Source organism: Aquincola tertiaricarbonis (assembly GCF_023573145.1).
Classification (GTDB): domain Bacteria; phylum Pseudomonadota; class Gammaproteobacteria; order Burkholderiales; family Burkholderiaceae_C; genus Aquincola; species Aquincola tertiaricarbonis_B.
Window position 1 is genome coordinate 1,412,560 of the sequence record NZ_CP097636.1, and the last position, 25,530, is coordinate 1,438,089.

General features: G+C 69.5%; 26 protein-coding genes. 13 read left to right on the top strand and 13 right to left on the bottom strand.

Translation table 11 applies throughout. From position 1 onward, the window contains the following. Positions 1-13: 13 nt before the first annotated feature. The 4 genes from trmD to MW290_RS20805 all read left to right on the top strand — a co-directional run bounded on the left by trmD (position 14) and on the right by MW290_RS20805 (position 3,011). On the top strand, positions 14-769 hold the full coding sequence (gene trmD, locus MW290_RS20790) for a tRNA (guanosine(37)-N1)-methyltransferase TrmD (protein ID WP_250199581.1): 756 nt from the start codon (positions 14-16) through the stop codon (positions 767-769). A gap of 89 nt (positions 770-858) precedes the next feature. Further along, entirely contained in the window at positions 859-1,212 is a 354-nt protein-coding gene (gene rplS / locus MW290_RS20795; RefSeq protein WP_046113621.1) for a 50S ribosomal protein L19, read from the top strand. A gap of 92 nt (positions 1,213-1,304) precedes the next feature. After that, entirely contained in the window at positions 1,305-1,997 is a 693-nt protein-coding gene (locus tag MW290_RS20800) for a CoA pyrophosphatase (RefSeq protein WP_250199582.1), read from the top strand. Between the two features lie 24 nt (positions 1,998-2,021). Continuing rightward, the gene (locus MW290_RS20805; RefSeq protein ID WP_250199583.1) at positions 2,022-3,011 is read left to right on the top strand and encodes a CobD/CbiB family protein; all 990 of its coding nucleotides are present in this window, start codon (positions 2,022-2,024) and stop codon (positions 3,009-3,011) included. Positions 3,012-3,018: 7 nt separating this feature from the next. Here the strand turns inward: MW290_RS20805 and rsgA are convergent, their stop codons facing one another. Both rsgA and MW290_RS20815 read right to left on the bottom strand, forming a co-directional pair. Continuing rightward, the gene (gene rsgA, locus MW290_RS20810; RefSeq protein ID WP_250199584.1) at positions 3,019-3,924 is read right to left on the bottom strand and encodes a ribosome small subunit-dependent GTPase A; all 906 of its coding nucleotides are present in this window, start codon (positions 3,922-3,924) and stop codon (positions 3,019-3,021) included. After that, positions 3,921-5,192, bottom strand: a complete 1,272-nt coding sequence (locus MW290_RS20815; protein WP_250199585.1) for a M48 family metallopeptidase — start codon at positions 5,190-5,192, stop codon at positions 3,921-3,923. The genes rsgA and MW290_RS20815 overlap by 4 nt, the downstream gene beginning before the upstream one ends. 52 nt (positions 5,193-5,244) lie before the next feature. On the opposite strand from MW290_RS20815, the gene orn reads away from it, so the two are divergent. From orn to ltrA, 3 genes are all read left to right on the top strand, one after another. Further along, positions 5,245-5,817, top strand: a complete 573-nt coding sequence (gene orn, locus MW290_RS20820) for an oligoribonuclease (RefSeq protein ID WP_250199586.1) — start codon at positions 5,245-5,247, stop codon at positions 5,815-5,817. A gap of 315 nt (positions 5,818-6,132) precedes the next feature. Next, a complete protein-coding gene (locus MW290_RS20825; RefSeq protein ID WP_250199587.1) occupies positions 6,133-7,518 on the top strand; it encodes a DEAD/DEAH box helicase in 1,386 nt (461 codons plus the stop codon). 571 nt (positions 7,519-8,089) lie between these two features. Continuing rightward, positions 8,090-9,394 (top strand): group II intron reverse transcriptase/maturase, encoded by a 1,305-nt coding sequence (gene ltrA, locus MW290_RS20830; RefSeq protein WP_375142961.1) that lies wholly within the window; start codon positions 8,090-8,092, stop codon positions 9,392-9,394. 80 nt (positions 9,395-9,474) lie between these two features. Here the strand turns inward: ltrA and MW290_RS20835 are convergent, their stop codons facing one another. Genes MW290_RS20835 through MW290_RS20845 form a run of 3 tightly spaced genes read right to left on the bottom strand, consistent with a single transcriptional unit; the run spans position 9,475 to position 11,815 of the window. Beyond that, positions 9,475-9,831 carry an FKBP-type peptidyl-prolyl cis-trans isomerase gene (locus MW290_RS20835; RefSeq protein WP_250200074.1) on the bottom strand — a complete coding sequence of 119 codons (357 nt, stop codon included), beginning with the start codon at positions 9,829-9,831 and terminating at the stop codon, positions 9,475-9,477. A gap of 35 nt (positions 9,832-9,866) precedes the next feature. Further along, on the bottom strand, positions 9,867-10,820 hold the full coding sequence (gluQRS, locus tag MW290_RS20840; protein WP_250199589.1) for a tRNA glutamyl-Q(34) synthetase GluQRS: 954 nt from the start codon (positions 10,818-10,820) through the stop codon (positions 9,867-9,869). A gap of 2 nt (positions 10,821-10,822) precedes the next feature. After that, positions 10,823-11,815 (bottom strand): LysR family transcriptional regulator, encoded by a 993-nt coding sequence (locus tag MW290_RS20845; protein ID WP_250199590.1) that lies wholly within the window; start codon positions 11,813-11,815, stop codon positions 10,823-10,825. Positions 11,816-11,907: 92 nt separating this feature from the next. On the opposite strand from MW290_RS20845, the gene MW290_RS20850 reads away from it, so the two are divergent. Both MW290_RS20850 and MW290_RS20855 read left to right on the top strand, forming a co-directional pair. Then, positions 11,908-12,630, top strand: coding sequence for a pirin family protein (locus tag MW290_RS20850; protein ID WP_250199591.1), 723 nt, complete (start codon positions 11,908-11,910; stop codon positions 12,628-12,630). Positions 12,631-12,811: 181 nt separating this feature from the next. Continuing rightward, entirely contained in the window at positions 12,812-12,988 is a 177-nt protein-coding gene (locus MW290_RS20855) for a DUF3563 family protein (protein WP_250199592.1), read from the top strand. A 10-nt stretch (positions 12,989-12,998) separates the two neighbouring features. Here the strand turns inward: MW290_RS20855 and MW290_RS20860 are convergent, their stop codons facing one another. Both MW290_RS20860 and MW290_RS20865 read right to left on the bottom strand, forming a co-directional pair. Next, entirely contained in the window at positions 12,999-13,970 is a 972-nt protein-coding gene (locus tag MW290_RS20860) for an alpha/beta fold hydrolase (protein ID WP_250199593.1), read from the bottom strand. Next, positions 13,967-14,746, bottom strand: coding sequence for a sulfurtransferase (locus MW290_RS20865; protein WP_250199594.1), 780 nt, complete (start codon positions 14,744-14,746; stop codon positions 13,967-13,969). Before MW290_RS20865 ends, MW290_RS20860 begins: the two co-directional genes overlap by 4 nt. A gap of 30 nt (positions 14,747-14,776) precedes the next feature. On the opposite strand from MW290_RS20865, the gene dnaE reads away from it, so the two are divergent. Together dnaE and MW290_RS20875 are read left to right on the top strand one after the other, a co-directional pair. Continuing rightward, positions 14,777-18,289 (top strand): DNA polymerase III subunit alpha, encoded by a 3,513-nt coding sequence (gene dnaE / locus MW290_RS20870; protein ID WP_250199595.1) that lies wholly within the window; start codon positions 14,777-14,779, stop codon positions 18,287-18,289. A gap of 69 nt (positions 18,290-18,358) precedes the next feature. Further along, the gene (locus tag MW290_RS20875; protein WP_250199596.1) at positions 18,359-18,814 is read left to right on the top strand and encodes a hypothetical protein; all 456 of its coding nucleotides are present in this window, start codon (positions 18,359-18,361) and stop codon (positions 18,812-18,814) included. Positions 18,815-18,897: 83 nt separating this feature from the next. On the opposite strand, the gene MW290_RS20880 is transcribed toward MW290_RS20875, so the two are convergent. Continuing rightward, the gene (locus MW290_RS20880) at positions 18,898-19,236 is read right to left on the bottom strand and encodes a ComEA family DNA-binding protein (RefSeq protein WP_250199597.1); all 339 of its coding nucleotides are present in this window, start codon (positions 19,234-19,236) and stop codon (positions 18,898-18,900) included. A gap of 187 nt (positions 19,237-19,423) precedes the next feature. Here MW290_RS20880 and MW290_RS20885 point away from each other — a divergent pair, with 187 nt between their 5' ends. Together MW290_RS20885 and MW290_RS20890 are read left to right on the top strand one after the other, a co-directional pair. Continuing rightward, on the top strand, positions 19,424-20,458 hold the full coding sequence (locus MW290_RS20885; RefSeq protein WP_250199598.1) for a glycosyltransferase family 9 protein: 1,035 nt from the start codon (positions 19,424-19,426) through the stop codon (positions 20,456-20,458). Beyond that, entirely contained in the window at positions 20,455-21,309 is an 855-nt protein-coding gene (locus MW290_RS20890) for a glycosyltransferase family 9 protein (protein WP_250199599.1), read from the top strand. The genes MW290_RS20885 and MW290_RS20890 overlap by 4 nt, the downstream gene beginning before the upstream one ends. On the opposite strand, the gene MW290_RS20895 is transcribed toward MW290_RS20890, so the two are convergent. Genes MW290_RS20895 through rfaE1 form a run of 5 tightly spaced genes read right to left on the bottom strand, consistent with a single transcriptional unit; the run spans position 21,310 to position 25,487 of the window. Then, positions 21,310-22,413: a glycosyltransferase gene (locus MW290_RS20895; RefSeq protein ID WP_250199600.1), complete on the bottom strand. Its 1,104-nt coding sequence runs from the start codon at positions 22,411-22,413 to the stop codon at positions 21,310-21,312. After that, positions 22,410-23,474, bottom strand: coding sequence for a glycosyltransferase family 9 protein (locus MW290_RS20900; protein ID WP_250199601.1), 1,065 nt, complete (start codon positions 23,472-23,474; stop codon positions 22,410-22,412). Before MW290_RS20900 ends, MW290_RS20895 begins: the two co-directional genes overlap by 4 nt. Beyond that, the gene (gmhB, locus tag MW290_RS20905; protein WP_250199602.1) at positions 23,471-24,040 is read right to left on the bottom strand and encodes a D-glycero-beta-D-manno-heptose 1,7-bisphosphate 7-phosphatase; all 570 of its coding nucleotides are present in this window, start codon (positions 24,038-24,040) and stop codon (positions 23,471-23,473) included. Before gmhB ends, MW290_RS20900 begins: the two co-directional genes overlap by 4 nt. Further along, the gene (locus tag MW290_RS20910; protein ID WP_250199603.1) at positions 24,037-24,525 is read right to left on the bottom strand and encodes an adenylyltransferase/cytidyltransferase family protein; all 489 of its coding nucleotides are present in this window, start codon (positions 24,523-24,525) and stop codon (positions 24,037-24,039) included. The genes gmhB and MW290_RS20910 overlap by 4 nt, the downstream gene beginning before the upstream one ends. Further along, a complete protein-coding gene (gene rfaE1, locus MW290_RS20915; RefSeq protein ID WP_310740163.1) occupies positions 24,522-25,487 on the bottom strand; it encodes a D-glycero-beta-D-manno-heptose-7-phosphate kinase in 966 nt (321 codons plus the stop codon). The genes MW290_RS20910 and rfaE1 overlap by 4 nt, the downstream gene beginning before the upstream one ends. Positions 25,488-25,530 lie beyond the last annotated feature (43 nt).

Genomic DNA, 25,530 nt, shown 5'->3' on the forward strand with positions numbered 1-25,530 from the left:
CTCGCCGAATGCCATGCGCTTCGACGTCCTGACGCTGTTTCCCGAGCTGTTCACCCCGCACCTGTCGCTGGGCGTGACGCGCCGCGCCTATGAATCGGGTGCGGTGGACGTGCGCCTGTGGCCGCTGCGCGACTATGGCGAGGGCACCTACCGCCGCGTCGACGACCGGCCCTTCGGTGGCGGCCCCGGCATGGTGATGCTGGCCGATCCGCTGGCCCGTGCGCTGGCCGAGGTGCGGGCGCAGCGGGCCGATGCGGTGCCGCTGATCCATTTTTCGCCCACCGGCCGGCCCATCACCCAGGCGCTGGTGCGCGAAATGGCCGCCGGCCCCGGCGCCGTGCTGCTGTGCGGCCGCTACGAGGGCATCGACCAGCGCTTCCTCGATCGCCACCAGCACATCGAGCTGAGCCTGGGCGACTTCATCCTTTCCGGCGGCGAATTGCCCGCGATGGCGCTGCTGGACGCGATCGCGCGGCTGCAGCCCGGCGTGCTCAACGATGCCGCCTCGCACGAGCAGGACAGCTTCTCGGAAGACGGCCTGCTGGACTGCCCGCACTACAGCCGGCCCGAAAGCTGGCAGCACGCGGGCGAAGATGTGCCGGTGCCGCCGGTGCTGCTGTCGGGCCACCATGCGCAGATCGCGCGCTGGCGGCGCGAGCGTTCGCTCGAACTGACGGCCCGCCGCCGGCCGGAACTGATCGATGCCGCGCGGGCGGCAGGGCGCCTTTCGAAGGCCGACGAGCGCTTCCTGGCCGCGCTCACGCTATAATCGCAGGCTTTTCACCGATCCTCTGCCGGGCGCGACGCCTGCGTTGCACCCAAGAACCAAAGCGCCGGCACGATCATTTGGAGAATTTTGTGAACCTGATCCAAACCCTCGAGCAAGAAGAAATTGCTCGCCTGAACAAGACCATTCCGGCGTTCGCGCCCGGCGACACGGTGATCGTGAGCGTCAATGTGGTCGAAGGCACCCGCAAGCGCGTGCAGGCCTACGAAGGCGTGGTCATCGCCAAGCGCAACCGCGGCCTGAACAGCAGCTTCATCGTGCGCAAGATCTCCAGCGGCGAAGGCGTGGAACGTACGTTCCAGCTGTACAGCCCGCTGATCTCCAGCATCGAAGTCAAGCGCCGTGGTGACGTGCGCCGCGCCAAGCTGTACTACCTGCGCCAGCGTTCGGGCAAGTCGGCACGGATCAAGGAAAAGCTGTCCTGATCGTGCTTGCGTGCTAGCTTCGGGCTGGTGCTGCAACGACGCAAAGCCGCCTCCGGGCGGCTTTGTCGTTCCTGGCCTATCCTCACCGCCCCATGAGCCGACCCGCCATCCGTGATCCGCATGCCGTGCCCATCGTCGCCATCGACGATGCGCTGCCCCCCATCGATCCCGGGCTGCTGACGGCTGGCGCGCTGCGTGAGCGCTTCGCCGAAGCCCGCGGCTGGACGCCCGAGTTCACCGGCGACGGCGCGTCTTCGGGCCGGGAGCCGGCCTTCGCCTCCGTGCTGGTGCCGCTGGTCGACCGGCCCGAGGGCTTGTCGGTGCTGCTCACGCAGCGCACCGCACACCTGCGCGACCATGCCGGGCAGGTGAGCTTTCCGGGTGGCCGGGCCGAGCCCACCGATGTCGACGTGATCGACACCGCGCTGCGCGAGGCCGAAGAAGAGGTGGGCCTGGCCCGCCGGCATGTGGAGGTGATGGGCACGCTGCATCCGTACAGCACCGTCACCAACTTCGTGGTCACGCCGGTGGTGGGCCTGGTGCGGCCGGGCTTTGAACTCACGCTCGATCCGTTCGAGGTGGCGTCGGCCTTCGAGGTGCCGCTGGCCTTTCTGATGACGCCGGCCAACCACCGCCGCCACCGCTTCGAGTACGACGGCCAGGCGCGCCATTTCCTGTCGATGCAGTGGGAAGGCCCGGCCGCCGACGGCCGCCAGCAGGCCTTTTTCATCTGGGGCGCCACAGCCTCGATGCTGCGCAACCTCTATCGGTTCCTGGCAGCCTAGTTGGCATCGCTATCATCGTGGGCGATGAGTTTCTTCGCCGTCCTTTTTGCGCTGCTGATCGAACAGCTCAAGCCGCTGCCGCGTGACAACTGGGTGCACGACTCGCTGATCTCCTGGGTCGGCTGGAGCGGGCGCAACTTCGATGCGGGCAAGTCGCACCACGCCTGGGTGGTCTGGGGCGTCACCGTCATCGCCCCCGCGCTGCTGGCCTGGGGCCTCTTCGCCGCCATCGCGCACTACAGCCTGCTGCTGGCCCTGGCCTTCAACGTCGGCGTGCTGTACCTGACGCTGGGCTTCCGCCAGTTCAGCCACTTCTTCACCGACATCCGCGACGCGCTGGACCGCGGCGACGAGAACGAGGCCCGCCGCCTGCTGGCCGAGTGGCGCCACCTGGACGCCAGCGAGCTGCCCCGCACCGAGCTGATGCGGCACGTGATCGAGCATTCGCTGCTGGCTGCGCACCGCCATGTGCTGGGCGTGTTCTTCTGCTTCATCGTGCTGTCGGCCTTTGGCATGGGCCCGGCGGGCGCCGTGCTGTACCGCATGGCCGAGTTCGCCAGCCGCTACTGGGCCTACCGGCAGCGGGCGCTGCAGGCGCCTTCCAACGACCGGCTGCGCGAGATCTCGCAGCGCATGTTCTCGCTGATCGACCATGTGCCGGCTCGCCTGACGGCCTTCGGCTTCGCGGTGGTGGGCAACTTCGAGGAAGCCATCAACGTCTGGCGGCGCGACGCCGGCCTGTGGCTGCATGCCAATGAGGGCATCATCCTGTCGGCCGCCGCCGGCGCGCTGAGCGTGCAGCTGGGCGGTGGCGCCGCGCCGGGCATCACGCCCGACCGTTCCAAGACCTTCGAGAGCGGCGTCGACCCCGACGCGATGCGGGCCGCGGGCGTCACGCCCGGCCTGCCGCCGCAACTGGGGCACCTGCAAAGCCTGGTGGGCCTGGTGTGGCGCTCGGTGGTGCTGTGGATGCTGCTGGTGGCCTTGTTGAGCCTCGCCAACGTGTTGGGTTGATGTCTGCTCAGCGATGGCTGCTGCGCGACAGCTCGTCGAACAGCTCGCCATAGATGCGGTAGCGCGAGGGGCTGATGTCGCCGCGCTCCACCGCCGCCCGCACGCCGCAGCCGGGCTCCTGCCGGTGGGTGCAGTTGTAGAAGCGGCAGTCGCCGATGTGGGCGCGCAGGTCGGGCATCAGCCGCGGCAGGCGTTGCACGTCGATCTGCTGCAGGCCGAATTCCTGGAAGCCCGGTGAATCGATCAGCGCGGTGCCGGCCGGCCGGTCCACCCAGTACCAGCGGGTGGTGGTGGTGGTGTGGCGGCCCGAGTTCAGCGCGGTGGAAATCTCGCCCACCTGCGCTGCGGCCTCTGGCACCATCAGGTTGATCAACGTGCTCTTGCCGGTGCCGCTGGGGCCCAGCACCAGGGTCGTGCGGCCGGCCAGCAGAGGGCCGAACAGCGCCCGTGCGGCCTCGGCGTCGTGCTTGATCGAGCAGTCGTGCACCTCCACGCCCATCGCGCGGTAGGGTGCCAGCCGCTCGCGGGCCAGCGCGGCCTGCGGCAGGTCGGCCTTGTTCAGCACCACGCACACGTCGATGCCGGCGTCCTCCGCGGCGATCAGCGCACGGGTGAGCTGCGACTCGCTGAACATCGGGTCGCCCGCCACCAGCACGATGATGCGGTCGAGGTTGGCCGCGAAGCTCTTGGTCTTCCATTCGTCCTGGCGGAACAGCAGGTTGCGCCGCGGGTCGATCTTCTGGATGACGCCTTCGTCCTCACCGCCCGAGCCGGTGGGCTGCCAGCGCACGCGGTCGCCCACCACGCAGTCGCTTTTTTTGCCGCGCGGGTGGCAGGTCAGGCGGGTGCCTTCGGGCGTCTCGACGATGAAGTGGCGGCCGTGCGCCGCCACCACCAGGCCGGGCGCCGTCATGCGCCCTGCAGCCGCAGCGCGGCCAGCCGTTCGGTGGCCGGCGGGTGCGAGTAGTAAAAGCGCACGTACAGCGGATCGGGCGTCAGCGTGGAGGCGTTGTCCTCGTGCAGCTTGAGCAGCGCACTGGCCAGGTCGCGGCCGTCGGCCTGGGCGCAGGCATAGGCGTCGGCCTCGAACTCATGCTTGCGCGAGCTGCGCGCCGCCAGCGGCCCCAGCAGGAAAGTGAAGGGCGGCAGCGCCAGCATGAACAGCAGCAGTGCCAGCGCATCGTTGGGCGCCAGCAGGTTGGGCTGCACGCCCAGGCCGGTGAAGAACCAGGTCTGCTGCGACAACCAGCCCAGCAGCGCCAGGCCCAGCAGGCTCATGCCGAACACCATGGCCATGCGCTTTTGCACATGGCGGTGCTTGAAGTGGCCCAGCTCATGCGCCAGCACCGCCTCCACCTCGCCGGGCGACAGCTTGTTGAGCAGCGTGTCGAAGAACACCACCCGCTTGGCCGCACCCAGGCCGGTGAAGTAGGCATTGGCGTGGGCCGAGCGGCGGCTGCCGTCCATCACGTACAAGCCCTTGGCCGCGAAGCCGCAGCGCTGCATCAGCGATTGCACGCGGGCCTTCAGCGATTCATCGGGCAGTGGCTCGAACTTGTTGAACAGCGGCGCGATGACGGTGGGGTACAGCACCAGCAGCAGCAGCTGAAAACCCGTCCAAGCCGCCCAGGCCCACAGCCACCACAGGCTGCCGGTGGCGCCCATGATCCACAGGATGAGCGCGGCCAGCGGCAGACCGATCACCGCCGCCACCAGCAGGCCCTTGAGGGTGTCGGCCGCCACCATGCGCCAGGTCATGCGGTTGAAGCCGAAGCGCTGCTCGATGCGGAAGGTGTTGTACAGGTCGAAGGGCAGTTCCAGCGCGCCGGCGATCAGCGCGAAAGTGGCCAGCAGGCTCAGCTGGTAGGCCATGTCGCCCCAGCGCGGCTGCACGGTGGCCACCAGCCAGCCGTTGAGCATGTCCAGCCCGCCCAGCAGCGTCCAGCCCAGCAGCACCAGGGTGGCGAAGGCCGTGGACAGCAGGCCGAAGCGGCCCTTGGCCAGGGTGTAGTCGGCCGCACGCTGGTGCGCCGCCAGCGTGACGGTGGTGGCGAAGGCCGGCGGCACCTGGTTGCGATGGGCGGCCACGTGGCGCATCTGGCGCGATGCGAGCCAGAACTTGACGCCCATCGCCGCCAGCAGGGCCACGGCAAAGAGCAAAGACAGCAGGAGGGCTTGCATGCCCGGGAGTGTAGGGCTGCGACAATCGGCCGTTTCCCCGACCTGCCGTGCCATGACCGACACCACGACTCCCAGCCTCGCCAAGAGCGACCAGAACCTGATCTGGATCGACCTCGAGATGACCGGTCTCTTCCCGAACACCGACCGCATCATCGAGATTGCCGTCGTCGTCACCGACCCGCAGCTGCAGGTGCGCATCGAAGGCCCGGTGTTCGCCATCCACCAGAGCGACGCCACGCTGGACGCGATGGACGCCTGGAACAAGGGCACCCACGGTCGCAGCGGCCTGATCGACCGCGTCAAGGCCTCCACCGTGAACGAGGCCCATGCCGAGGCCGAGGTGATCGCCTGGCTGGCGCAGTACCTGCCCGCCGGCAAGAGCCCGATGTGCGGCAACTCCATCTGCCAGGACCGCCGCTTCCTGGCCAACTACATGCCGGCGCTGGAAGCCTTCTTCCACTACCGCAACCTGGACGTCAGCACGCTGAAGGAGCTGGCCAAGCGCTGGAAGCCGGAGATCCTGGCCGGCTTCAAGAAGGCGCAGGCGCACACCGCGCTGGCCGACATCCATGAGTCGATCGACGAACTGGCCTACTACCGCCAGCACCTGCTGTCGGTGGCTTGAACACGCTTTCTCCGTTCAGGGCTTGGTGAAAACCCGGATTCACCGTAGAATCCGCGCTTCGGCTGATCGCTGCATTGTCTTGATCAGCCGTTTCGTTCATCCCCACTGACTCTGTGGCCGGGCAATCTGCCCGGAAGCCCCTCTCGGGGCGCGGGTCGGCGGCGATGCCGTCGCTTGGGCCCGTTTGTCACTGTGCGGCACTCCTTGGCTGAGTTGCCCGTCGAGCGTTCCTGTTGCTGCGACCTGACCCCGGCTGCACGCCCGTGCGGCCCGCGCAAGCTTTGGCCTGCGCGCCGAGAGAAGAGAAAGCGTTCCATGTTCACTGAATCCAACACCCCCGCCGCCGACACCCCGGCGGGCGACGGCGAAACCAACGGCTTCGCCGCCCTGGGCCTGCATGCCGCGCTGGTGCGCGCCGTGGCCGACTCGGGCTACTCGCAGCCCACCGAAGTGCAATCGCGCGCCATTCCGTCGGCCCTGCAGGGTCAAGACCTGCGTGTGTCGTCCAGCACCGGCAGCGGCAAGACCGCTTCCTTCGTGCTGCCCGCGCTGAGCCGCGTGCTGGCCGCCCGTGGCGACGGCAAGCGCCGTGAAAAGGGCGTGGTGCATGGCCCGCGCGTGCTGGTGCTGGCCCCCACCCGCGAACTGGCGATGCAGGTCTCCAAGGCCGCTTCCACCTACGGCACCCACGTGCAAGGCCTGCGCGTGGCCACGGTCGTGGGCGGCGTGCCCTACGGCGCCCAGCTCAAGGCCCTGCGTGGCCCGCTGGACGTGCTGATCGCCACCCCCGGCCGCCTGATGGACCACATGGCCAGCGGCAAGGCCATCCTGGCCAACGTCGAACTGCTGGTGCTGGACGAAGCCGACCGCATGCTGGACATGGGCTTCATCGACGACATCCGCCACATCGCCGAATCGCTGCCCGAGCAGCGCCAGACGATGATGTTCAGCGCCACCTTCGCCGGCCACGTGGGCCGCCTGGCCTCGGAGCTGCTGCGTGACGATGCGCAGACCATCGACGTCGCCTCGCACACCGACACGCACGAGAACATCGAGCAGCGCCTGCACTGGGCCGACAACGGCCAGCACAAGAATGCGCTGCTGGACCACATCCTGGCCGACCGCGACATGGAGCAGGCCGTGGTGTTCACCAGCACCCAGCGTGACGCCGACTGGCTGGCCGACCGACTGGCCGACATGGGCCATCACGTGGCTTCGCTGCACGGTGGCATGCCGCAAGGCCGCCGCAACCGCGTGCTGCAAGGCCTGCGCACCCGTCACCTGCGCGTGCTGGTGGCCACCGACGTGGCCGCCCGCGGCATCGACGTGCCCACCATCAGCCACGTGATCAACTACGGCCTGCCGATGAAGGCCGAGGACTATGTGCACCGTATCGGCCGCACCGGCCGTGCCGGTCGCAACGGCCTGGCCATCACGCTGGCCGAGGCGCCGGACGCCGGCATGATCCGCCGCATCCAGCAGTTCACGACGCAGCAGATCCCGGTGGCCACGATCGAAGGCCTGGAGCCGCAGAAGCCGGCGCCGCGCCTGTTCGCGCAGCGCCGTGAAGGCTTCGGTGGCGACCGTCCGCGTGGTCGTCCGTTCAACAAGGGCGGCTTCCGCTCGGGTGGCGGCGATCGCCCGGCCTTCGGCGGCCCGCGCTCGGGTGGCGGCTTCAAGTCGTCGCCGCGCCAGCGTTGATCTGATTCAGCGCTGCTGAAACAAAAAGGGCTCGCCATCGGCGAGCCCTTTTTTCTTGGTGCGCCCGGCAGGGCGCACCTACTTGGAGGTGCAAGTCCTCCACCAGCCCGGCAAGGGGAATGGTTAGCCGAAGGCAAGGGCTACGTGGGCGACTGCGGGTCTGAAGGAAGCCGGATGGCAAAGCGCTGGCCTGACGAACAGGAAGCGGATACGAGGCGACGCGCTGGGGTGAGATGGCCAAATTCATCAAAGCCCGGTACTTGCACGGAACGGTGCGTCGTATATCCGACAGGCATAAGCGTGAAGGTGGGTGCGCAATACCCGGGGAGATCTGAATGTGTGCCCGAAGGGGCTACCGGCGTCGAGAGGCGGCGGGATGCGCGCTCAGAAGTCAGCCGAGGCCATAGTAGGTGCCAGCACGGACCGAAGGGCTGAACGAGTAAGACCGAGAGTAGGACGATCGATCTTGACGCCTATCGATGATGCAGAAGCTGCCCTGGGCTGTTGCTTTGGGCAGGCCGAGCGCCAAGCAACCGGACGGAATCCGGGGAGTGCGCGCGACGGTGCGGAGATGGGCGCAGCGACGGACGGGCAAACGAAATCGGAGGGCTGCCGGCTCATGGAGCGGGTGGTCGAACGCAGCAACATGCAAAAGGCGTACAGCCAGGTCATGAGTAACCGCGGGGCGCCCGGCATCGACGGGCTGCGCTGCGAAGACCTCAAGGGCTGGCTGCAAAGCCATTGGCAAAGTGTGAAGGGGGCGCTGCTGGACGGCACGTACCTGCCACGCGCGGTGCGCCGAGTGGACATCCCCAAGCCGCAGGGCGGGGTCAGGACGCTGGGCGTGCCCACCGTGGTGGACAGGCTGATCCAGCAGGCGCTGCACCAGGTGATGCAACCGCTGTTCGAGCCGACGTTCTCGCAAGGGAGCTACGGCTTCCGCCCGGGACGCAGCGCGACGCAGGCAGTGGTTCAAGCCGCGAACTACATCCGGGGCGGCAAGCGCTGGGTGGTGGACATGGATCTGGAGAAATTCTTCGACCGTGTGAACCACGACGCGCTCATGCACCGGGTCGCCAGGCGGATCGACGACAGGCGCGTGCTGAAGTTGATCCGGCGCTTCCTGCAAGTGAGCCTGATGGACAACGGAGTCGAGACAGCGAGGACACAGGGCACGCCGCAAGGCGGACCGCTGTCACCGCTGCTGTCGAACATCCTGCTGACCGATCTGGACCGCGAACTGGAGCGGCGCGGACTGGACTTCTGCCGGTACGCGGACGACTGCAACATCTATGTGTCGAGCCTGCGGGCGGGACAACGCGTCATGGACGTGGTGACGAAGTTCCTCTGGGAACGGCTGAAGCTCACGGTGAATGCGACCAAGAGCGCGGTGGCAAGGCCCTGGGGACGCAAGTTCCTGGGCTACAGCGTGACTGCGCACAAGGAGACCCGTCTGCGGATCGCGCCAGAAAGTCTTGCCCGCCTGAGGGCACGGGTCACCGACCTGTGTTTGAAGGGGCGCGGGCAACGCCTGGAGCGGACCATCGAGCAGCTGCGGCCAGTCCTGCGAGGCTGGATGAACTACTTCCAGCACACGCAGGGACGACGGGCGCTCGAAGAGCTGGACACATGGGTGAGGCGTCGCCTGCGCGTCATCGCCTGGAGACAGTGGAAGCGCCCGGCCACACGGGCATCGCGCTTGCGTGCGCTTGGCCTGGACGCGCATCGCGCGTGGAAGTCGAGCGTCAACGGTCGGGGTCCGTGGTGGAACGCGGGGGCCAAACACATGGTGGCGGCCATGCCGCCGAAGCACCTAGCCCGCATGGGGCTGGTCTCGCTGGTGGACATCCACCGGCAACTCCAGCGTCTTACTTGAACCGCCGGATGCGGACCCGCATGTCCGGTGGTGTGAGAGGGCTGAGGGGGTAACCCCTCACCCTACTCGATGCTCGAGCGTCAGACGCCCAGCAACTCCACCTCGAACACCAGGGTGGCGTTCGGGGGGATCACGCCGCCGGCGCCGCGGGCGCCATAGCCCAGGTCGGCCGGGATGGTCAGCACGCGGGTGCCGCCCACCTTCATGCCTTGCACGCCTTCGTCCCAGCCGCGGATGACCATGCCCTGGCCGAGGCCGAACTGGAACGGGTCGTTGCGGTCCTTGCTGGAGTCGAACTTGCGGCCGCGCTGGTTAGGGGCGGCGGGGTCGAACAGCCAGCCGGTGTAGTGCACGGTGACGTGCTGGCCGGCGCGGGCCTCTTCGCCGGTGCCGGGCACGGTGTCTTCGTATTGCAGGCCGGAAGCGGTGGTGACCATGTTGAAAGCGTCCTTCTTGTGTTGTCGGTCGCGCATCATGCCAGCCCCACGAGGCGGGCCCAGGCGGCAGTGGCTTCGGCCAGCCAGCCTTCGGGGCTGGCGGCGTGCAGCGGCGGCAGGCCCAGCGCCACTGCCGCCTGCTGCAGCGCCGCCCGCACATCGGCCGGCGTGTCCAGCAGCAGCGGCGCGGCGCCGTTCTGCTTGGACAGTTTGTGCCCGTCGGCAGCCCGCACCAGCGGCGTGTGCAGGTAGCGCGGCGTGGGCAGGCCCAGCAGCCGCTGCAGGTGGATCTGCCGCGGCGTGTTGTCCGCCAGGTCTTCGCCGCGCACCACGTCGCTGATGGCCTGCGCCGCGTCGTCCACCACCACCGCCAGCTGGTAGGCCCAGAGGCCATCGGCGCGCCGCACGACGATGTCGCCTACCTCGTGCGTCAGGTCCTGCGTGGCCGCGCCCAGCCGGCGGTCTTGCCAGGAGAGGTGCAGCGGCGCTTCATCCGTGCCACAGCGCACCCGCCAGGCGCGCGCCGGCTTGCCGTGCAGGCCATCGCGGCAAGTGCCGGGGTACACCAGCTCACCAAAGCGCTCCGGCGCATGGCCGGCGGCAGCCAGCGCCGCTTCGATGGCCTTGCGCGTGCAGCCGCAGGGGTAGGCGGTGCCCGCCGACTGCAGCCGCGCCAGCGCGGCGGCATAGGCGTCGCTGCGCTGCGACTGCCACAGCGGTGGCTCGTCGCTCACCAGGCCCAGGCGCTGCAGCTGGCCCAGGATGGCCTGGTCGGCACCGGCGATGCAGCGCGGGCCATCCACATCTTCGATGCGCACGAGCCACTGGCCGCCGTGGGCGCGGGCGTCCAGCCAACTCGCCAGCGCCGCCACCAGCGAGCCGGCATGCAGCAGCCCGGTGGGCGAAGGCGCGAAGCGGCCGCGGTAGGGGGCGGAATCGCCGCCCGTGCCTTCGCGGCGGGGGCCGGTGTGGCCGGGCAGGGCGCCCATGCTCAATCCACCCGTTGCGGCAGCCCGGCATGGCGCTCCAGCAGCGCGAGGCGGGTGGCGGGGCTCTCCAGCTGCTGCAGCCACCAGCCCAGCGCCAGGCCTTGCGGGGCCTTCTTGGGCTGCGGCGCTGCCGCGGTGCGCCAAGCGTAGCCCAGGGTCACCGGGTTGCGGCCCCGCTGCACCTGCTTGGTGACCAGGCGGCCGGCGTTCACATGCTCACGCACCAGCGGCTCGGGCAGGAAGCCGCAGCCCAGGCAGCGCATCTGCGCCTCGATCTTGGCCTGCGTGCTGGCCACGGTGAACACGTCCTGGCCGGGCAGCAGGTTCACCGTCAGCGGCGACAGGCGGTGGGCTGAGTCCGCCACGGCCACGGCGCGGTGGCGCACCAGCTCGGCATCGCTGATTGGCTCGGCCATCGTGGCCAGCGGATGGTGCGGCGCCACGGCAAAGACGAACGGCATCTCACCCAGCGGCCGCAGCTCGATGCCCTGCGGCGGCGACACCCCGCTGCCCACGCCGATGGCCAGGTCGGCCTGGCCCGAGACCAGCGCCTCCCAGGTGCCGGCCAGCACCTCGGTGCGCAGCCGCAGCCGGGTGCCGGGCCCGGCCTGCGACTCGTCGGGGCACATCGCGTAGAAGGCTTCGCACAATTCGAACATCGTCAGCCGCGAGATCACGCCATCCACCGCGATGGTGAGCGACGATTCCCAGCCGGTGGCCACGCGCTTGACGCGGTTGGCCACCGCATCCATCTCCGCCAGCAGGCGGCGGCCCTCGTTCAGCAGCTCCTCCCCCGCGGCGGTGAGCCGCGCCTGGCCGGAGCGGCGGTCGAACAACAGCACGTCCAGTGCGTCTTCCAGCTGGCGCACGCTGTAGGTGAGGGCCGAAGGCACCTTGCCCAGCTCGCGGGCGGCGGCAGCAAAACTGCCCAGCCGGCCGATGGCATCCATCATCGTCAGGGCATCGGGCGTGAGGGCATGGCGTCGGTCGGACATGCCTTCATCTTATTTGAACGAACGCTTCACCGGTCTTCGCTTCCGGCCTGGCTGCCGGCTCCTACATTGGATTCACACAAGGAGTACCCAACATGATCACCCTGCGCAAGAGCGAAGACCGCGGATATGCCGACCATGGCTGGCTGAAGAGCTACCACAGCTTCTCGTTCGCCGACTACCACGACCCCAAGCACATGGGTTGGGGCAACCTGCGGGTCATCAACGAGGACCGCGTGGCGGCGGGCACCGGTTTCGGCACCCACGGCCACCGTGACATGGAAATCGTCAGCTACGTGCTGGACGGTGCGCTGGCCCACCAGGACAGCATGGGCAACGGCACTGCAGGCAGCGCCAACAGCGGCGTCATCCGCCCGGGCGACGTGCAGCGCATGACGGCCGGCACCGGCGTGCGGCACAGCGAGTTCAACCACTCGAAGGAGGGCGCGACCCACTTCCTGCAGATCTGGATCCTGCCCGAGCAGCGCAACCTAGCGCCGGGCTACGAACAGAAGCACTTCGATGCCGCCAGCAAGCGCGGCCGGCTGGCGCTGGTGGCGGCGCCCGGCGGCGAGGGCGGGTCGGTGACGCTGAACGCCGATGCCCGCATCCATGCGGGTCTGTTCGACGGCGCTGAGCAGGCGACGCTAGCGCTGGACCCGCGTCGGCCGGCCTATGTGCACCTGGCCCGCGGACAGCTGGACGTCAACGGCCAGACGCTGAAGGCCGGTGATGCCGCCAAGCTGGACGGCGAGGCGCAGCTCACGCTGGCCAACGGCCATGACGCCGAAGTGCTGGTGTTCGAGCTGGCTGCTTGAGCCATTCCCACGGTCCGCCCCGGCGGACCGTGAACTGGATCACCGTCGTCGGCACGGTGCATCCAACAGTGAGGCGAAAGCCCCACACCTCTGCCGACAGGGGCAAAACCTAGGGTTTACACTAGGCACCTAGGGTTAGCACTAAGACTGACCTACTTGCTGAGTCGAAAGAGAGATAGTAATGAACAAGTTCTTTGAAATGCTCCATGAGCTCCTGAGTCCGGAACCCCAGGCCGTCGAAGAGGCGTACCTGGCCGAATCGGTCGACATCTACGACCTGGAGCGCCGCATGCGCACCCTGGACGAGCGTCGCCTGAACCCGCAATGGGGCGGCCTGCTGTCGCACGGCACGGCCTGATCGCCGGTTCTCACAAGCCCAGGAAGGTCTTCGCCGCGGCCCAGGCGCCGGGCGTGTCGTCCTCCTGAGGCAGGTGGCCTGCCTCCGGCAGGCGCACCAGATCGGCGTGCGGGATGCGCGCCTTCAGGCGGTCGGCCAAGTCGGCCGGTAGCCAGCGGTCCTGCTGGCCCCACACGATGCGCACCGGCACCGCGGGCGTCTGCCAGGCGGCGGCGGTCGATGCATCGGGCCACTGCAGCAGCTGCTCATGCAGCGCCCGGCGATTGCCCTCGCGCAGCAGCAGCTCGAAGCTGCGGTCCACCTCGGCCTGCGACGGTGGCGTGGCCGGCGCGCGCAGGAACTGCTGTTGCGCCTGCATCAGCCCGTGCGGCAGCAGCGATTCGCTGAGCCAGTGCAGCACCGGCAGCCGTGCCACCAGAAATGCCGGCGGCGGCTGCACCGGCTGCCACGGCAGCCCGGTGGGGTTGAGCAGCAGCAGCCGCTCCACCCGCGCCGGCGCCAGGCTGGCCACCTGCAGCGCCACCTCGCCCCCCAGCCCATTGCCCACCAGCTGCACCCGTGGCAGCTTGAGCTGGTCCATCACCGCCAGCACCAGCCGTGCGCTGGTGGTGGGCCGGTAGTCGGCCTGCGGTTGCGGCCCGGTGAGGCCGGCGCCGGGCAGGTCCAGGCTGATCACCCGCCGCTGGCGCGCCAGCCGTGGCGCCCAGGCCTGCCAGGTGTGCAGGCTGCTGCCCACGTCGTGCAGCAGCAGCACCGGCAGCGGGTCCTGTGCATTGCCTTCATCGCGCAGGTGCAGCAACTGCTCACCCAGTTCGAGGAACTGCGACGGCGGCGGCGCCCAGCGCGCCACCAGGCTTTCAACCGGGCGCTCGGGCGCGCGGCTCAAGGACACCGCCAGCGCGGTGGCGATCAACAGGCCGCCGACCAGGCGCAGCAGCCAGCGGCTGAGGCCGTCGTCGTCCTCGGCCGCGCGGCGGGTCACGGGGCGGCGGTGGCCGCCGAGGCGGCAGGCGCGAGGGTGGCGTCCAGCAGCTCGCGCTCGTCGAACACGAAGCAGCCGCCCCGCCAGTGCGGCGCACCGTCGGTCTCCTCGAAGTACTTCAGGATGCCGCCTTCCAGCTGGTAGACGTGCTGCACGCCGGCTTCCTGCATGGCCAGCGCGGCCTTCTCGCAGCGGATGCCGCCGGTGCAGTAGCTCACCACCGTCTTGCCGGCCAGCTCGGCCGCATGGGCCGCCAGGGCCTTCGGAAAGTCGCTGAAGCGGCGCAGCTCCCAGTCGATGGCGTGCTCGAAGGCGCCGGCCTTCACCTCGAAGGCGTTGCGGGTGTCCAGCATCACCACCGGGCGGCCGTCGTCGTCGCTGCCCTGGTCCAGCCAGCGGGCCAGGGTGCGCGCCGGCACCGAGGGCGCACGCCGTTCCTCGGGGCGGATGGCGGGCTGGTTCATGCGGATGATCTCGCGCTTGACCTTGACCAGCAGCCGCCGGAAAGGCGTCTTTTCGCTGAAGCTTTCCTTGTGTGCCAGGTCGGCGAAACGCGGGTCGGCGCGCAGCTGCGCGAGCCAGCCGCGCAGGCCTTCGACGGGGCCGGCGACGAACAGGTTGATACCTTCTTCCGCCAGCAGCACGGTGCCCTTGATGCCGAGGCTGGCCGCGGCTTCATGCAGGCGGTCGCGCAGCACCGGCAGGTCGTCCAGGGTGACGAACTTGTAGGCCGAGGCGTTGAGGATGGAGGGGGTGGAAGGCTGCACGGCGGGCATTCTAGGAGGGCCGCTGCCTACAATCCCGCGATGCCTTTTGTCCACCTTCGCATCCATACCGAGTTTTCCGTCGTCGACGGCACCCTGCGCATCGACGAGGCGGCCCAGGGCGCCAAGCGGGACGGGCAGGTGGCCCTGGGCATCAGCGACCTGTCCAACCTGTTCGGCACGGTCAAGTTCTATTCGGCCTGCCGCAAGGCCGGCGTCAAGCCGCTGATCGGCGTGGACGTGTGGATGGAGCCCGAGCCCGGCGAAAAGCAGCCCAGCCGGCTGCTGCTGATCGCGCAGGATGCGCAGGGTTACCTGAACATCAACCAGCTGCTGTCGCGTGCCTGGACGGGCAACACCCAGCGCGCCCAGGCCTGGGTCAAGTGGGCCTGGCTGCAGGAGTTGTCGGCGGGGCTGATCGCGCTGTCGGGCGCCGATGCCGGCGCGGTGGGGCAGGCGCTGCTGGCCGGCGACGATGCCCGCGCGGATGCGCTGGCCCAGCGCTTCTCGGCCGCTTTCCCGGGCCGCTTCTACATCGAGCTGCAACGCGCCGGCCTGCCCACCAACGAGCCGCATGTGCGCGTGGCGGTGCCGCTGGCGGCGCGGCTGGGGCTGCCGGTGGTGGCCACCCACCCGGTGCAGTTCAACACGGCCGAGGACTACGAGGCGCACGAGGCCCGCGTGTGCATCGCCGAAGGTGAGACGCTGGCCAATCCGCGCCGCGTCAAGCGCTTTTCGCGTGAGCAGTACTTCAAGCCGCAGGCCGAGATGGAGGCGCTGTTCGCCGACATTCCCAGCGCGCTGGCCAACACGCTGCGCATCGCGCAGCGCTGCAACCTGAGCCTGGTGCTGGGCAAGCCGCGGCTGCCCGACTTTCCCACGCCGGGCGGCATCCCGATCGAGCAGCACTTCCGCGCCGCCTCGCTGGAAGGCCTGGAACAGCGGCTGCTGCAGCTCTACCCCGATGCAGCCAAGCGTGATGCCGAACGGCCGCGCTACGTGGAGCGGCTCAACTTCGAGATCGACGTCATCCTGAAGATGGGCTTTCCGGGCTATTTCCTGATCGTGTCGGACTTCATCACCTGGGCCAAGAACAACGGCTGCCCGGTGGGGCCGGGCCGGGGCTCGGGCGCCGGCTCGCTGGTGGCCTATGCGCTGTCGATCACCGACCTCGACCCGCTGCGCTACAACCTGCTGTTCGAGCGCTTCCTGAACCCCGAGCGGGTGTCGATGCCCGACTTCGACATCGACTTCTGCCAGGGCAACCGCGACCGGGTGATCGACTACGTCAAGCAGAAGTACGGGCTGGACGCGGTGAGCCAGATCGCCACCTTCGGCACCATGGCGGCCAAGGCCGCGCTGCGCGACGTGGGCCGCGTGCTGGGCATGGGCTATGGCCATGTCGACTCCATCGCCAAGCTGATTCCGGCGCCGCCTGGCAAGACGGTGACGCTGGCCAAGGTGCCGGAGAACCCCGACGGCGGCGTGATCTACGCCCGCAAGGAAGCGCCTGAGCTGGAACAGCGCGAAGCCGCCGAAGAGGAAGTCGCCGCGCTGCTGGACCTGGCTGCGCGCGTGGAAGGCATGGTGCGCAACATCGGCATGCACGCCGGTGGCGTGCTGATCGCGCCGGGCAAGATCACCGACTTCTGCCCGCTGTACCAGCAGCCGGGCAGCGAATCGGCCGTCAGCCAGTACGACAAGGACGACGTCGAGGCCATCGGCCTGGTGAAGTTCGACTTCCTGGGCCTGGCCACGCTCACCATCCTGGAGACGGCCAAGGAATTCATCATGCGCCGGCATCCTTCGCAGAAGGACTTCGCGTACGAGAAGATTCCGCTGGACGATGCGCGTGCCTACAAGCTGTTCTCCGACGGCCTGACCGAGTCGGTGTTCCAGTTCGAATCACCCGGCATGCAGCGCATGCTGCGCGATGCCCGGCCCAGCGTGTTCGAGGACATCATCGCGCTGGTGGCGCTGTACCGGCCGGGCCCGATGGACCTGATTCCCAGCTTCTGCGCCCGCAAGCACGGGCGTGAGGAGGTGGTGTACCCGCACAAGCTGCTGGAAGGCGTGCTCGCCGAGACCTACGGCGTGATGATCTACCAGGAGCAGGTGATGCAGTCGGCCCAGGTGCTGGGCGGCTACTCGCTCGGCGGCGCCGACCTGCTGCGCCGGGCCATGGGCAAGAAGAAGCCCGAGGAGATGGCCAAGCACCGCGAGATCTTCCGCGAGGGCGCGGCCGCCAAGGGCATCGACGGCAAGACCGCCGACGAAGTCTTCGACCTGATGGAGAAGTTCGCAGGCTACGGCTTCAACAAGAGCCATGCCGCCGCCTACGCCCTGCTGGCCTACCACACGGCCTGGCTGAAGGTGCACTACACGGCCGAGTTTTTCGCGGCCAACATGTGCATCGAAACCGACGACACCGACAAGCTCAAGGTGTTGCTCAACGATGCGCAAACGCACTTCGGCATCCGCTTCGAGCCGCCTGACGTCAACAGCGGCACCTACCGCTTCGAACCCATCGACGACAAGACCGTGCGCTACGGCCTGGGCGCCATCAAGGGCACCGGCCAGGGCGCGATCGAGGCCATCGTCGCCGCGCGCGAGCAGGGCGGTCCGTTCCGCAGCCTGTTCGACTTCTGCGCCCGCGTGGACCGCCAGCGCATCAACAAGCGCGTGGTGGAAGCACTGATCAAGGCCGGTGCCTTCGACAAGCTGCACGCCGACCGCGCCAGCACGCTGGCCAGCGTGAGCCTGGCGCTGGACTGGGCCGACAGCCAGGCCGCGCATGCCGACCAGGGCGGCCTGTTCGACTTCGACGATGCCCACGGCAGCAGCACGCAGGAGCCGCCGCTGGTGGCCGCCGAGCCGTGGAGCGTGAAGGAGCGGCTGACGCTGGAAAAGACCGCCATCGGCTTCTACCTCTCGGGCCACATGTTCGACCAGAGCGAAGCCGAGGTGCGCCAGTTCGTGCGCCGCGAGGTGGCCGACCTGGCCGACAGCCGCGACCCGCAGGTGGTGGCCGGCATCGTCGGCGACCTGCGCATCATCAACGGCAACCGCGGCCGCGTGGCCATCTTCAAGCTCGACGACAAGAGCGGCTTCATCGAGGCCGTGGCCGACGAGAAGACGCTGGACGCCCACAAGGAACTGCTGCGCGACGACGAGCTGCTGATCATCCAGGGCCGGGTGCAGCCCGACCGCTTCAGCGGCGGCCTGCGGCTGAACGTGCAGCAGGTGTGGGACCTGCCCACCGCGCGCTGCCGCTTCGGCCGCTACCTGCAGGTGGTGCTGGGCAACGCCGGGCTGGAGGCGTTGCCGCCGCTGGCCGCGGTGGTGCAGGAGTTTCCGGCGCGCCGCCTGGTGACCGAAGAAGGCGAGCAGCTGCAAGGCCTGCCGGTGCGCCTGGCGCTCCAGCGCGAGCAGGCGGTGGGCGTGGTCGACCTGGGGGACGCCGGCAAGTTCTTCCCCAGCGATGCGGCGCTGGACCGATGGCTGCGCAGCGTGCCGGGCGGTGCCACCGTGGTGTACGAGGCCGAAACCACCTGAATGCACGGGCCCGGTCAGCGCGGGCACGGCCTTGGCCGTTAGGCGCTGGTGATCAACCTGGACCCTCTCATGAACAAGCGACTCGCCCGTGGGGCCGCCGCACTGGCTGCGGTGGCCGCCATCGGCTTCACCCCGGCCCACGCCGCAGATGTTGGCGTGTCCATCAACATCAGCCAACCCGGTGTGTATGGCCGGGTGGACATCGGCCAGTTTCCGCAACCCCAGGTGGTGTATGCCCAGCCCGTGTGGGTGAAGCCGGTGCCGCAGGCGCCCCGGCCCGCGCCGGTGTACCTGTGGGTGCCGCCCGGGCACCAGAAGAACTGGTCCAAGCATTGCAGCCGCTACAACGCCTGCGGCGTGCCGGTGTACTTCGTGCGGGACGACTGGTACCACCAGCATGTGGACCGGCGGCAGGAGCGTCGGGACGACAGGCGCGACGATCGCCGGGATGACCACCGCGGCGGCCATGGCGATGGCCACCCCGGAAAAGGGCACGGCCATGGCAGAGGCCATGGCCGTGACTGACGCGCCCCCGAGCTCGCTGCGCTCGCATCCCCCCAAGGGGGAGCTCAGTCCCTAGGGGCGGCCCGGCGGGACTGATCAACTACTTACTTCTTCTCGCTCTTCTTCTCGGTCGCCGGCTTGGCCTTCTCGGCGGGCGCGGTGCCGGCAGCGTAGACCGCACCGTTGACCGTCAGGCCCTCGGCCGACAGCTTGCCGGCCTTGGCCGGGCCGATGCCTTGCACGCGGTCGATCAGATCGTTCCAGTCCTTGAAGGGCGCGGTCTTGCGCGCTTCCAGCAGGCGGTTGGACATCGACGGCCCGATGCCCTTGACGGACTCGAGTTGGGCCTGGTCGGCCTTGTTGACGTCGGTGGCCGCGAAGGCCAAGCTGGACAGCAGGGCGGCAGCAACGGCGACGAAGGTGGTCTTGACGGAAGAGAACATGGAAGGGCTCCTTGGGGATGATGAGCCGTGACGCACGGCGGGCTCGGGCGCATTCTTCGGACGCTGCCGCGCGTTGCACATCCTGCTGAAGAGGCCCCCCGCAGGAGGCCGGGAGCCCCGGCTATGATTCACGTTCTTACGACCTTCCGGGCTTGACAGCGTGCGCCCCCAAGCCGCTGTAGTGCCGATGCCGCCCTCCGAACCGCGTTCCTCCCGCCCCTACACCGCCGTGCTCCACCAGTTCGTGGGCATTGGCGATCTCGTCTGGCACCTCCCTTACTTCGAAGCCGTGGCCCGCGACAGCGCCGGTGGCCAGGTGGCCGTCATCGCGTCGCCCACCACCTTTGCACGCCAGCTGCTCGAAGGCCTGCCCTGGGTGGCCGAGGTGATCGATTTCGACCGCCGGCCGCGCCGCAGTGAAGGCCGCCAGGGGCGGCACGCGGGCGTGGCCGGGCTGTTCCGCATGGGCCGCGAATTGCGCGACAAGCGCTTCGAGCGCATCGTGCTGTTCTCCGGTCATCCCAACCGCGGCTTCGTGGCCTGGCTGGCCGGCATTCCGCAGCGGCTGGGCTATGGCACCGGCTGGCTGCAGCGGCGCTTTCTCACCACGCCGCCCTACATCCAGCGCTACGAAGGGCCCTCGGTCTCGGTGTTCAACGAGGCGGCCAGCTACGCCATCGCGCATGGCTGGTGCAGCCAGCGACTGGTGCCCAAGATCCAGGCCCGCCCGGTGGCGCTGGACGACATGCGCCAACGGCTGGCCAGCCTGCCACGGCCGCTGTATGCCTTTGCCATCGGCACCTCGGAGCCGTTCAAGCAATGGGGCCAGGCCCGTTATGCCGAGCTGGCCACGCGGCTGATCGAGCGCGGCTGCGGCGTGGTGTTGCTGGGCGGCCCGGGTGAAACCCAGCTGGCCGAGGCCATCGTGGCCGACGTGCCGGCAGGGCTGCGGCACGGCATCCGCGCTGAAACCCAGCAGACCATCCAGCACACCGTGGCGGCCTTGCGGCTGGCCGATGGCTGCGTGGGCAACGACACCGGCGTTACCAACATGGCCGTGGCCTGCGACCTGCCCACCTTCGTGCTGCTCGGCAAGCGCCCGCTGCTCGACCTGGACCCGCTGATGCACATGTTGCGCGGCCCCTCGCTGGACACCATCGGCGTGCAGGACGTGCTGTCGATGATGCAGGCGCAACAGGCGCCGGGTTTCGCCGCCGCGTGAACATGCCGGCGGCCACCTGGCGAGTGGATGCCTCGCGCCTGCGCCTGGGCGACCGCATGGCGCTGGCCTGGTGGGCGCAGCGCCGGCGGCTGGACGAAGGCCTGCGCTTTGCGGTGATCGACCGTGCGGCGCAATCGGGTGCACCGGTGTTCGACCTGCCGCTGCACTTTCCGCTGAGCTTCGAGCCTGATGAAGGCCGGGCGCTGCCGGACTGGGACACGGGCAACCTCTGGCTCACCGTCACGAATGCGTTCGCGCGGCAGCCGCAGGCCGGGCAGTTCGAGCATGTGCCGCCCGCGGTGCTCAGCCAGGCGCAGCAGTTGCGCGCGGGCCGCAGCAGCGTCGGCCCCCGCGTGCTGATGCATGTGCTGGACGACGCGCCCTACAACAAGGCGCGCAACTGGCAGCGGCCGCAGGCGCTGGCGCTGGCGGCGCGGCTGCAGCAGGCGGGTTGCGAGGTGGTGCTGCTCAATCCATCGCCGGGGCGGTTCCTCGGCGGGCTGGACCGCATGCTGGCCGAGATGCTGGCCTGCGATGCCTTCATCGGCGGCGACACCGGGCCCAGCCACGTGTTTTCGATGCTGTGCGCCGACAAGCCGCAACTGGCCATCTACCCCGACATGGCGCGCGACCAGCGCAAGTTTGCGGCCGAACAGCTGGCCCTGGGCCTGCCGCTGCCGTGGAGCAGCCTGCCCAAACGGCCCGACCTGGCCCTGCTGACGCTGCGCGCCGGCCGCCAGTGGGTGCGCCAGGGCTGGCGCTGGCGTTATGAGCGGGTGGGCCGCTTCGACCCGGTGCAGGCGGCCGACCAGCTGCTGCCGCTGCTGGCGTCGCCGCTTGGCCGCGTCTAGCTAGCGCCCGCGGCGCGCCAGCACCTCGCGGTACACGGCCAGGTTGCCTTCCACCATCGAGCGGGTCGAGAAGCCGTCCAGCACCCATTGCCGCGCGGCCTGGCCGTAACGCTCGCGCAGCGGCGCGTCGCCCAGCAGCTGGATCAGCGCCGCGGCCAGCGCGGGCGCGTCGCCTGGCGTCACCAGTTCACCGGTGTGGCCGGGCTGCACGATCTCGGGGATGCCGCCCGCCCGCGTGGCCACGATGGGCACGCCACACGAAGCCGCCTGCAGCAGCGACACGCCCAGGCCTTCCGTGGCCGCCGGGTGCACCACCAGGTCGAGGCTGGGCATCACCCGGTGCAGGTCGTCGCGGAAGCCGCCGAACAGCACGCTGGCCTGCAGGCCGCGCTCGGCCACGAGCTGCTTCAGCGGTGCTTCCTGCGGACCCTGGCCGAGGAAGATGACCTTGGTGTTCGGGTGTCGCGCCAGCACCGCCGGCATCGCGTCCACCAGCACACGGTGGCCCTTGCGCGGGATGAACTGCGCGATCAGCGCCACCGCCAGGTCGCCGGGCTGCAGGCCGAACTGGGCGTCGAACCAGGCCCGGTCGCTGTCGCGCGGCGCGTTGGGCTGGTAGCGCTCGGTGTCCACCGCTGAATGCACGCACACCACCTGGTCGGGCGGCACGCCTTCGCTCAACAGCACGTTGCGGATGCCGTGCGAGATGGCCACCACCTTGTCGTACAGCGGGTACTTCCAGCGCACGACCCAGCGCCGCTCGCGGTTGTCGACGCGGCGGCTGTGCACCACCGGCACGCCCTCGCTGCGCGCGGCCAGGGCACCCCACACGTCGGTACCGAAGCGGGCATGCAGGTGCACCATGTCGGGCTGCACCTGGCGGATCAGCTGGCGCAGCCGCCACCAGGTGAACACGTCCACGTCGCCCTTCATCGGCAGCTCGTGCACGGCGGCATGCGCGGCGGCGGCCGTGCCGATGGCGGCGCCGGTGCGGCAGGCCAGGTGGTTCTCATGGCCGCGCTGGGCCAGGCCCCGCATCAGCAGCACCGCCTGCAGCGCGCCGCCATACAGGTGGCGGCCCGACTCGACGTGCAGCACCTTCATGGCGCGGCGGCCAGCAACTGCTGGGCGGTGGCAAAAACGTGGTCGACGGTGTGGGCTCGCATGCAGTCGAATCGCCCGCCGCAAGTGGGGTTGCGCTTGCACGGCGAGCAGGGCAGGGGTTCGTAGAGGATGGCGGTGCGCGGCGAATCCGCGTCCCGGTAAGGTCGGGTCGAGCCGAACAGCGCGACGGTGGGTATGCGGAAGGCGCTGCCCGCGTGGGTGAGCCCGGTGTCCACGCCCACCAGCAGCGCCGCATGCGAAATCAAGGCCACGCTTTCGGGCAGCTTGAGCTGGCCCGCGAGGTTGATGGCCGAAGGCGCGGCCTGCGTGATGCGCGCGGCCGCCGCCTGGTCGGCCGGGCCGCCCAGCAGCACCGGCGTGATGCCGTGCATGGCCAGCCGCTCGGCCAGCGCAGCCCAGCGGTCTTCGAACCAGTGCTTCTGCGGCCGGGTGGTGAAGGGGCACAGCACCGCGAACGGCGGCAGCACCTTGCGCCCGGCCAACGCATCCAGTGCGCGGCGGTGGGTGGCCTGGTCGAAGCGCAGGTCGAGCCGATAGGCTTCGTCCGCCGCGCCCAGGTGGCGGGCCAGCGCGCGGTATTCGGCGCCGATGCGCGGGTCGGCGCCCTTGGCAGGCACCAGCCGCTCGGTGGCCAGCCACTGGCCACCTTCACGCGGCAGCAGGCCCACCCGGCGCGGCGCGCCGCTGAGCCAGGCCCACAGCGCGCTCTTGAGCAGGCCTTGCGCATCCAGCGCCAGCGTGAAGCGGCGGCTGCGCAATTGCGCGCGCAACTCGCGCAGCGCGCGCCACAGCGCGCCGTAGCGCCGCTCGCGCCACAGCTGCTGCCACTGCGGGCGCTGCCAGACGATGACTTCGTCGAGGCCCGGATGCTCGTGCAACAGCGGTGCGGCGGCCGGCTCGGTGAGCCAGGCGATGTGGGCGTCGGGGTAGCGGCTGCGCAGCGAAGGAATCAGGCCGGAGGCCATCATCACGTCGCCCAGCGCCGACAGCCGCACGATCAGGATGCGTTGTGGCGCTTCGGCCACCCCGGGGTTCGTCACGGGGCAGGGCAGGCCGGCTGGGCCAGCGCATGGGCCACGGCTTCGGCCAGGTCGGCGTGCACGCTGTCGGCCAGCGCGGCGTCTGCGGCCGACAGCGCGTGCCCCGACTGCACCAGCATCACGCGGCCCACGCCGGCGCTGCGGCCGGCTTCGGCGTCGGAGCCCTTGTCGCCGACCAGCAGCGAATCGGCCAGCGACAGGCCCAGCTCACGCTGCGCGCGCAGCACCATGCCGGGCGCGGGCTTGCGGCAGTCGCAGTCCACGGCCAGCGCGGGCACGCTGCCGCCCGGGTGGTGCGGGCAGTGGTATGTGGCGGCCAGTGGCACGCCTTGCTCGGCCAAGTGCTGGGTGAGTTGGTGCGTGAGCGCCTGGTACTGCGCCTCGGTGTACATGCCGCGCGCCAGGCCCGACTGGTTGGTGATGACCACCAGCGCATAACCGGCCTCGTGCAGCCGGCGCATCGCCTCGATGCTGCCGGGCACGAACTCGAACGCGTCCCAGGTGTGCACATAGCCGTGCTCGACGTTGATGACGCCGTCACGGTCGAGGAAGGCGGCGCGCTTCATGCGGGCTTACCGCCGGCCATGCGTTGCACGATCCGGGTGGTGCTGTAGCCATCGACGAACGGGATGGCCAACGAGCGGCCGCCCCAGCTGCGCACCAGGGCTGTTTCGGCCAGCTTCTCCATGTCGTAGTCGCCGCCCTTGACGTAGCAGTCGGGCCGCACGCGAGCCAGCAGCTCCACCGGCGTGGGCTCGTCGAAGAAGGTGACCAGCGCCACCGAGCCCAGCCCGGCGATCACCAGCGCGCGGTCCAGTTCAGTATTGATCGGCCGCTCGGGCCCTTTGCCCAGGCCGCGGGCCGAACGGTCGGTGTTGAGTGCGACGATGAGCGAAGCCCCCAGCTGCGAAGCCTGGTGCAGGTACTGCACATGGCCGCGGTGCAGCAGGTCGAACACGCCGTTGGTGAACACCCAGGGCCGCGGCAGGGACGCCAGCCGCTGGGGCAGGTGATCGGGCATGCAGATCTTGTCCTGTGGGTCGATGTTCATGCGCCCGCCTTGCCGAACAGCTCGTCGAAGGTGACGCCTGCGGTGCCGAACTTGCCCACCACGATGCTGCCGGCGCGGTTGGCATGCGGCACCGCCTCGCGCAGCGTCATGCCATCGGCCACCAGCGCGGCCATGGTGGCGATGACGGTATCGCCGGCGCCGGTGACGTCGAACACCTCGCGCGCCTGCGCGGGCACGTGCATCGCGCCCTGGGCGTCGAACAGCGTCATGCCTTCTTCCGATCGGGTGAGCAGCACGGCCTGCAGTTTCAGCCGCTCGCGCAGCGCCTGTACACGCTCGGTCAGCGTGGCTTCATCGCTCCAGCGGCCGATCACCTGGGCCAGCTCGGCGCGGTTGGGCGTGATCACCGTGGCGCCGGCATAGCGGTCGAAGTCGCTGCCCTTGGGGTCGACCAGCACTGGCCGACCGGCCGCGCGGGCGATCTCGATCATGCGCGGGATGTGGGCCAGCCCGCCCTTGGCGTAGTCGGAGAACAGCACCGCATCATGGCGCTGCACCTCGCGCTCCACCGCGCCCAGCAGCTGGGCCAGCACCTCGTGGCTGGGCTGGTTCTCGAAGTCGATGCGCAGCAGCTGCTGCGAGCGGCCGATGACGCGCAGCTTGACGATGGTCTGCAGGCTGGCGTCCTGGCCCAGCACATGGGCCACCTTGCGTTCATCCAGCAGGCGTTGCAGGCGCTGGGCGGCTTCGTCGGCGCCCACCACCGTCAGCAGCGTGGTGGGTACGCCCAGCATCTGCACGTTGTAGGCCACGTTGGCGGCGCCGCCCAGGCGCTCTTCCTCGCGGCTGATGCGCACCACCGGCACCGGCGCCTCGGGCGAGATGCGCTCCACCTCGCCGAACCAGTAGCGGTCCAGCATCACGTCGCCCACCACCATCACGCGGCGGCGGCCCAGCGCCTCGCGCGAGATGCCCTTTTTCAGCGGAATCGGAAAGGTCAATGGTGCACCCTCCCGCTGCGCGGGATCCCGCCGAGCGGGAGGA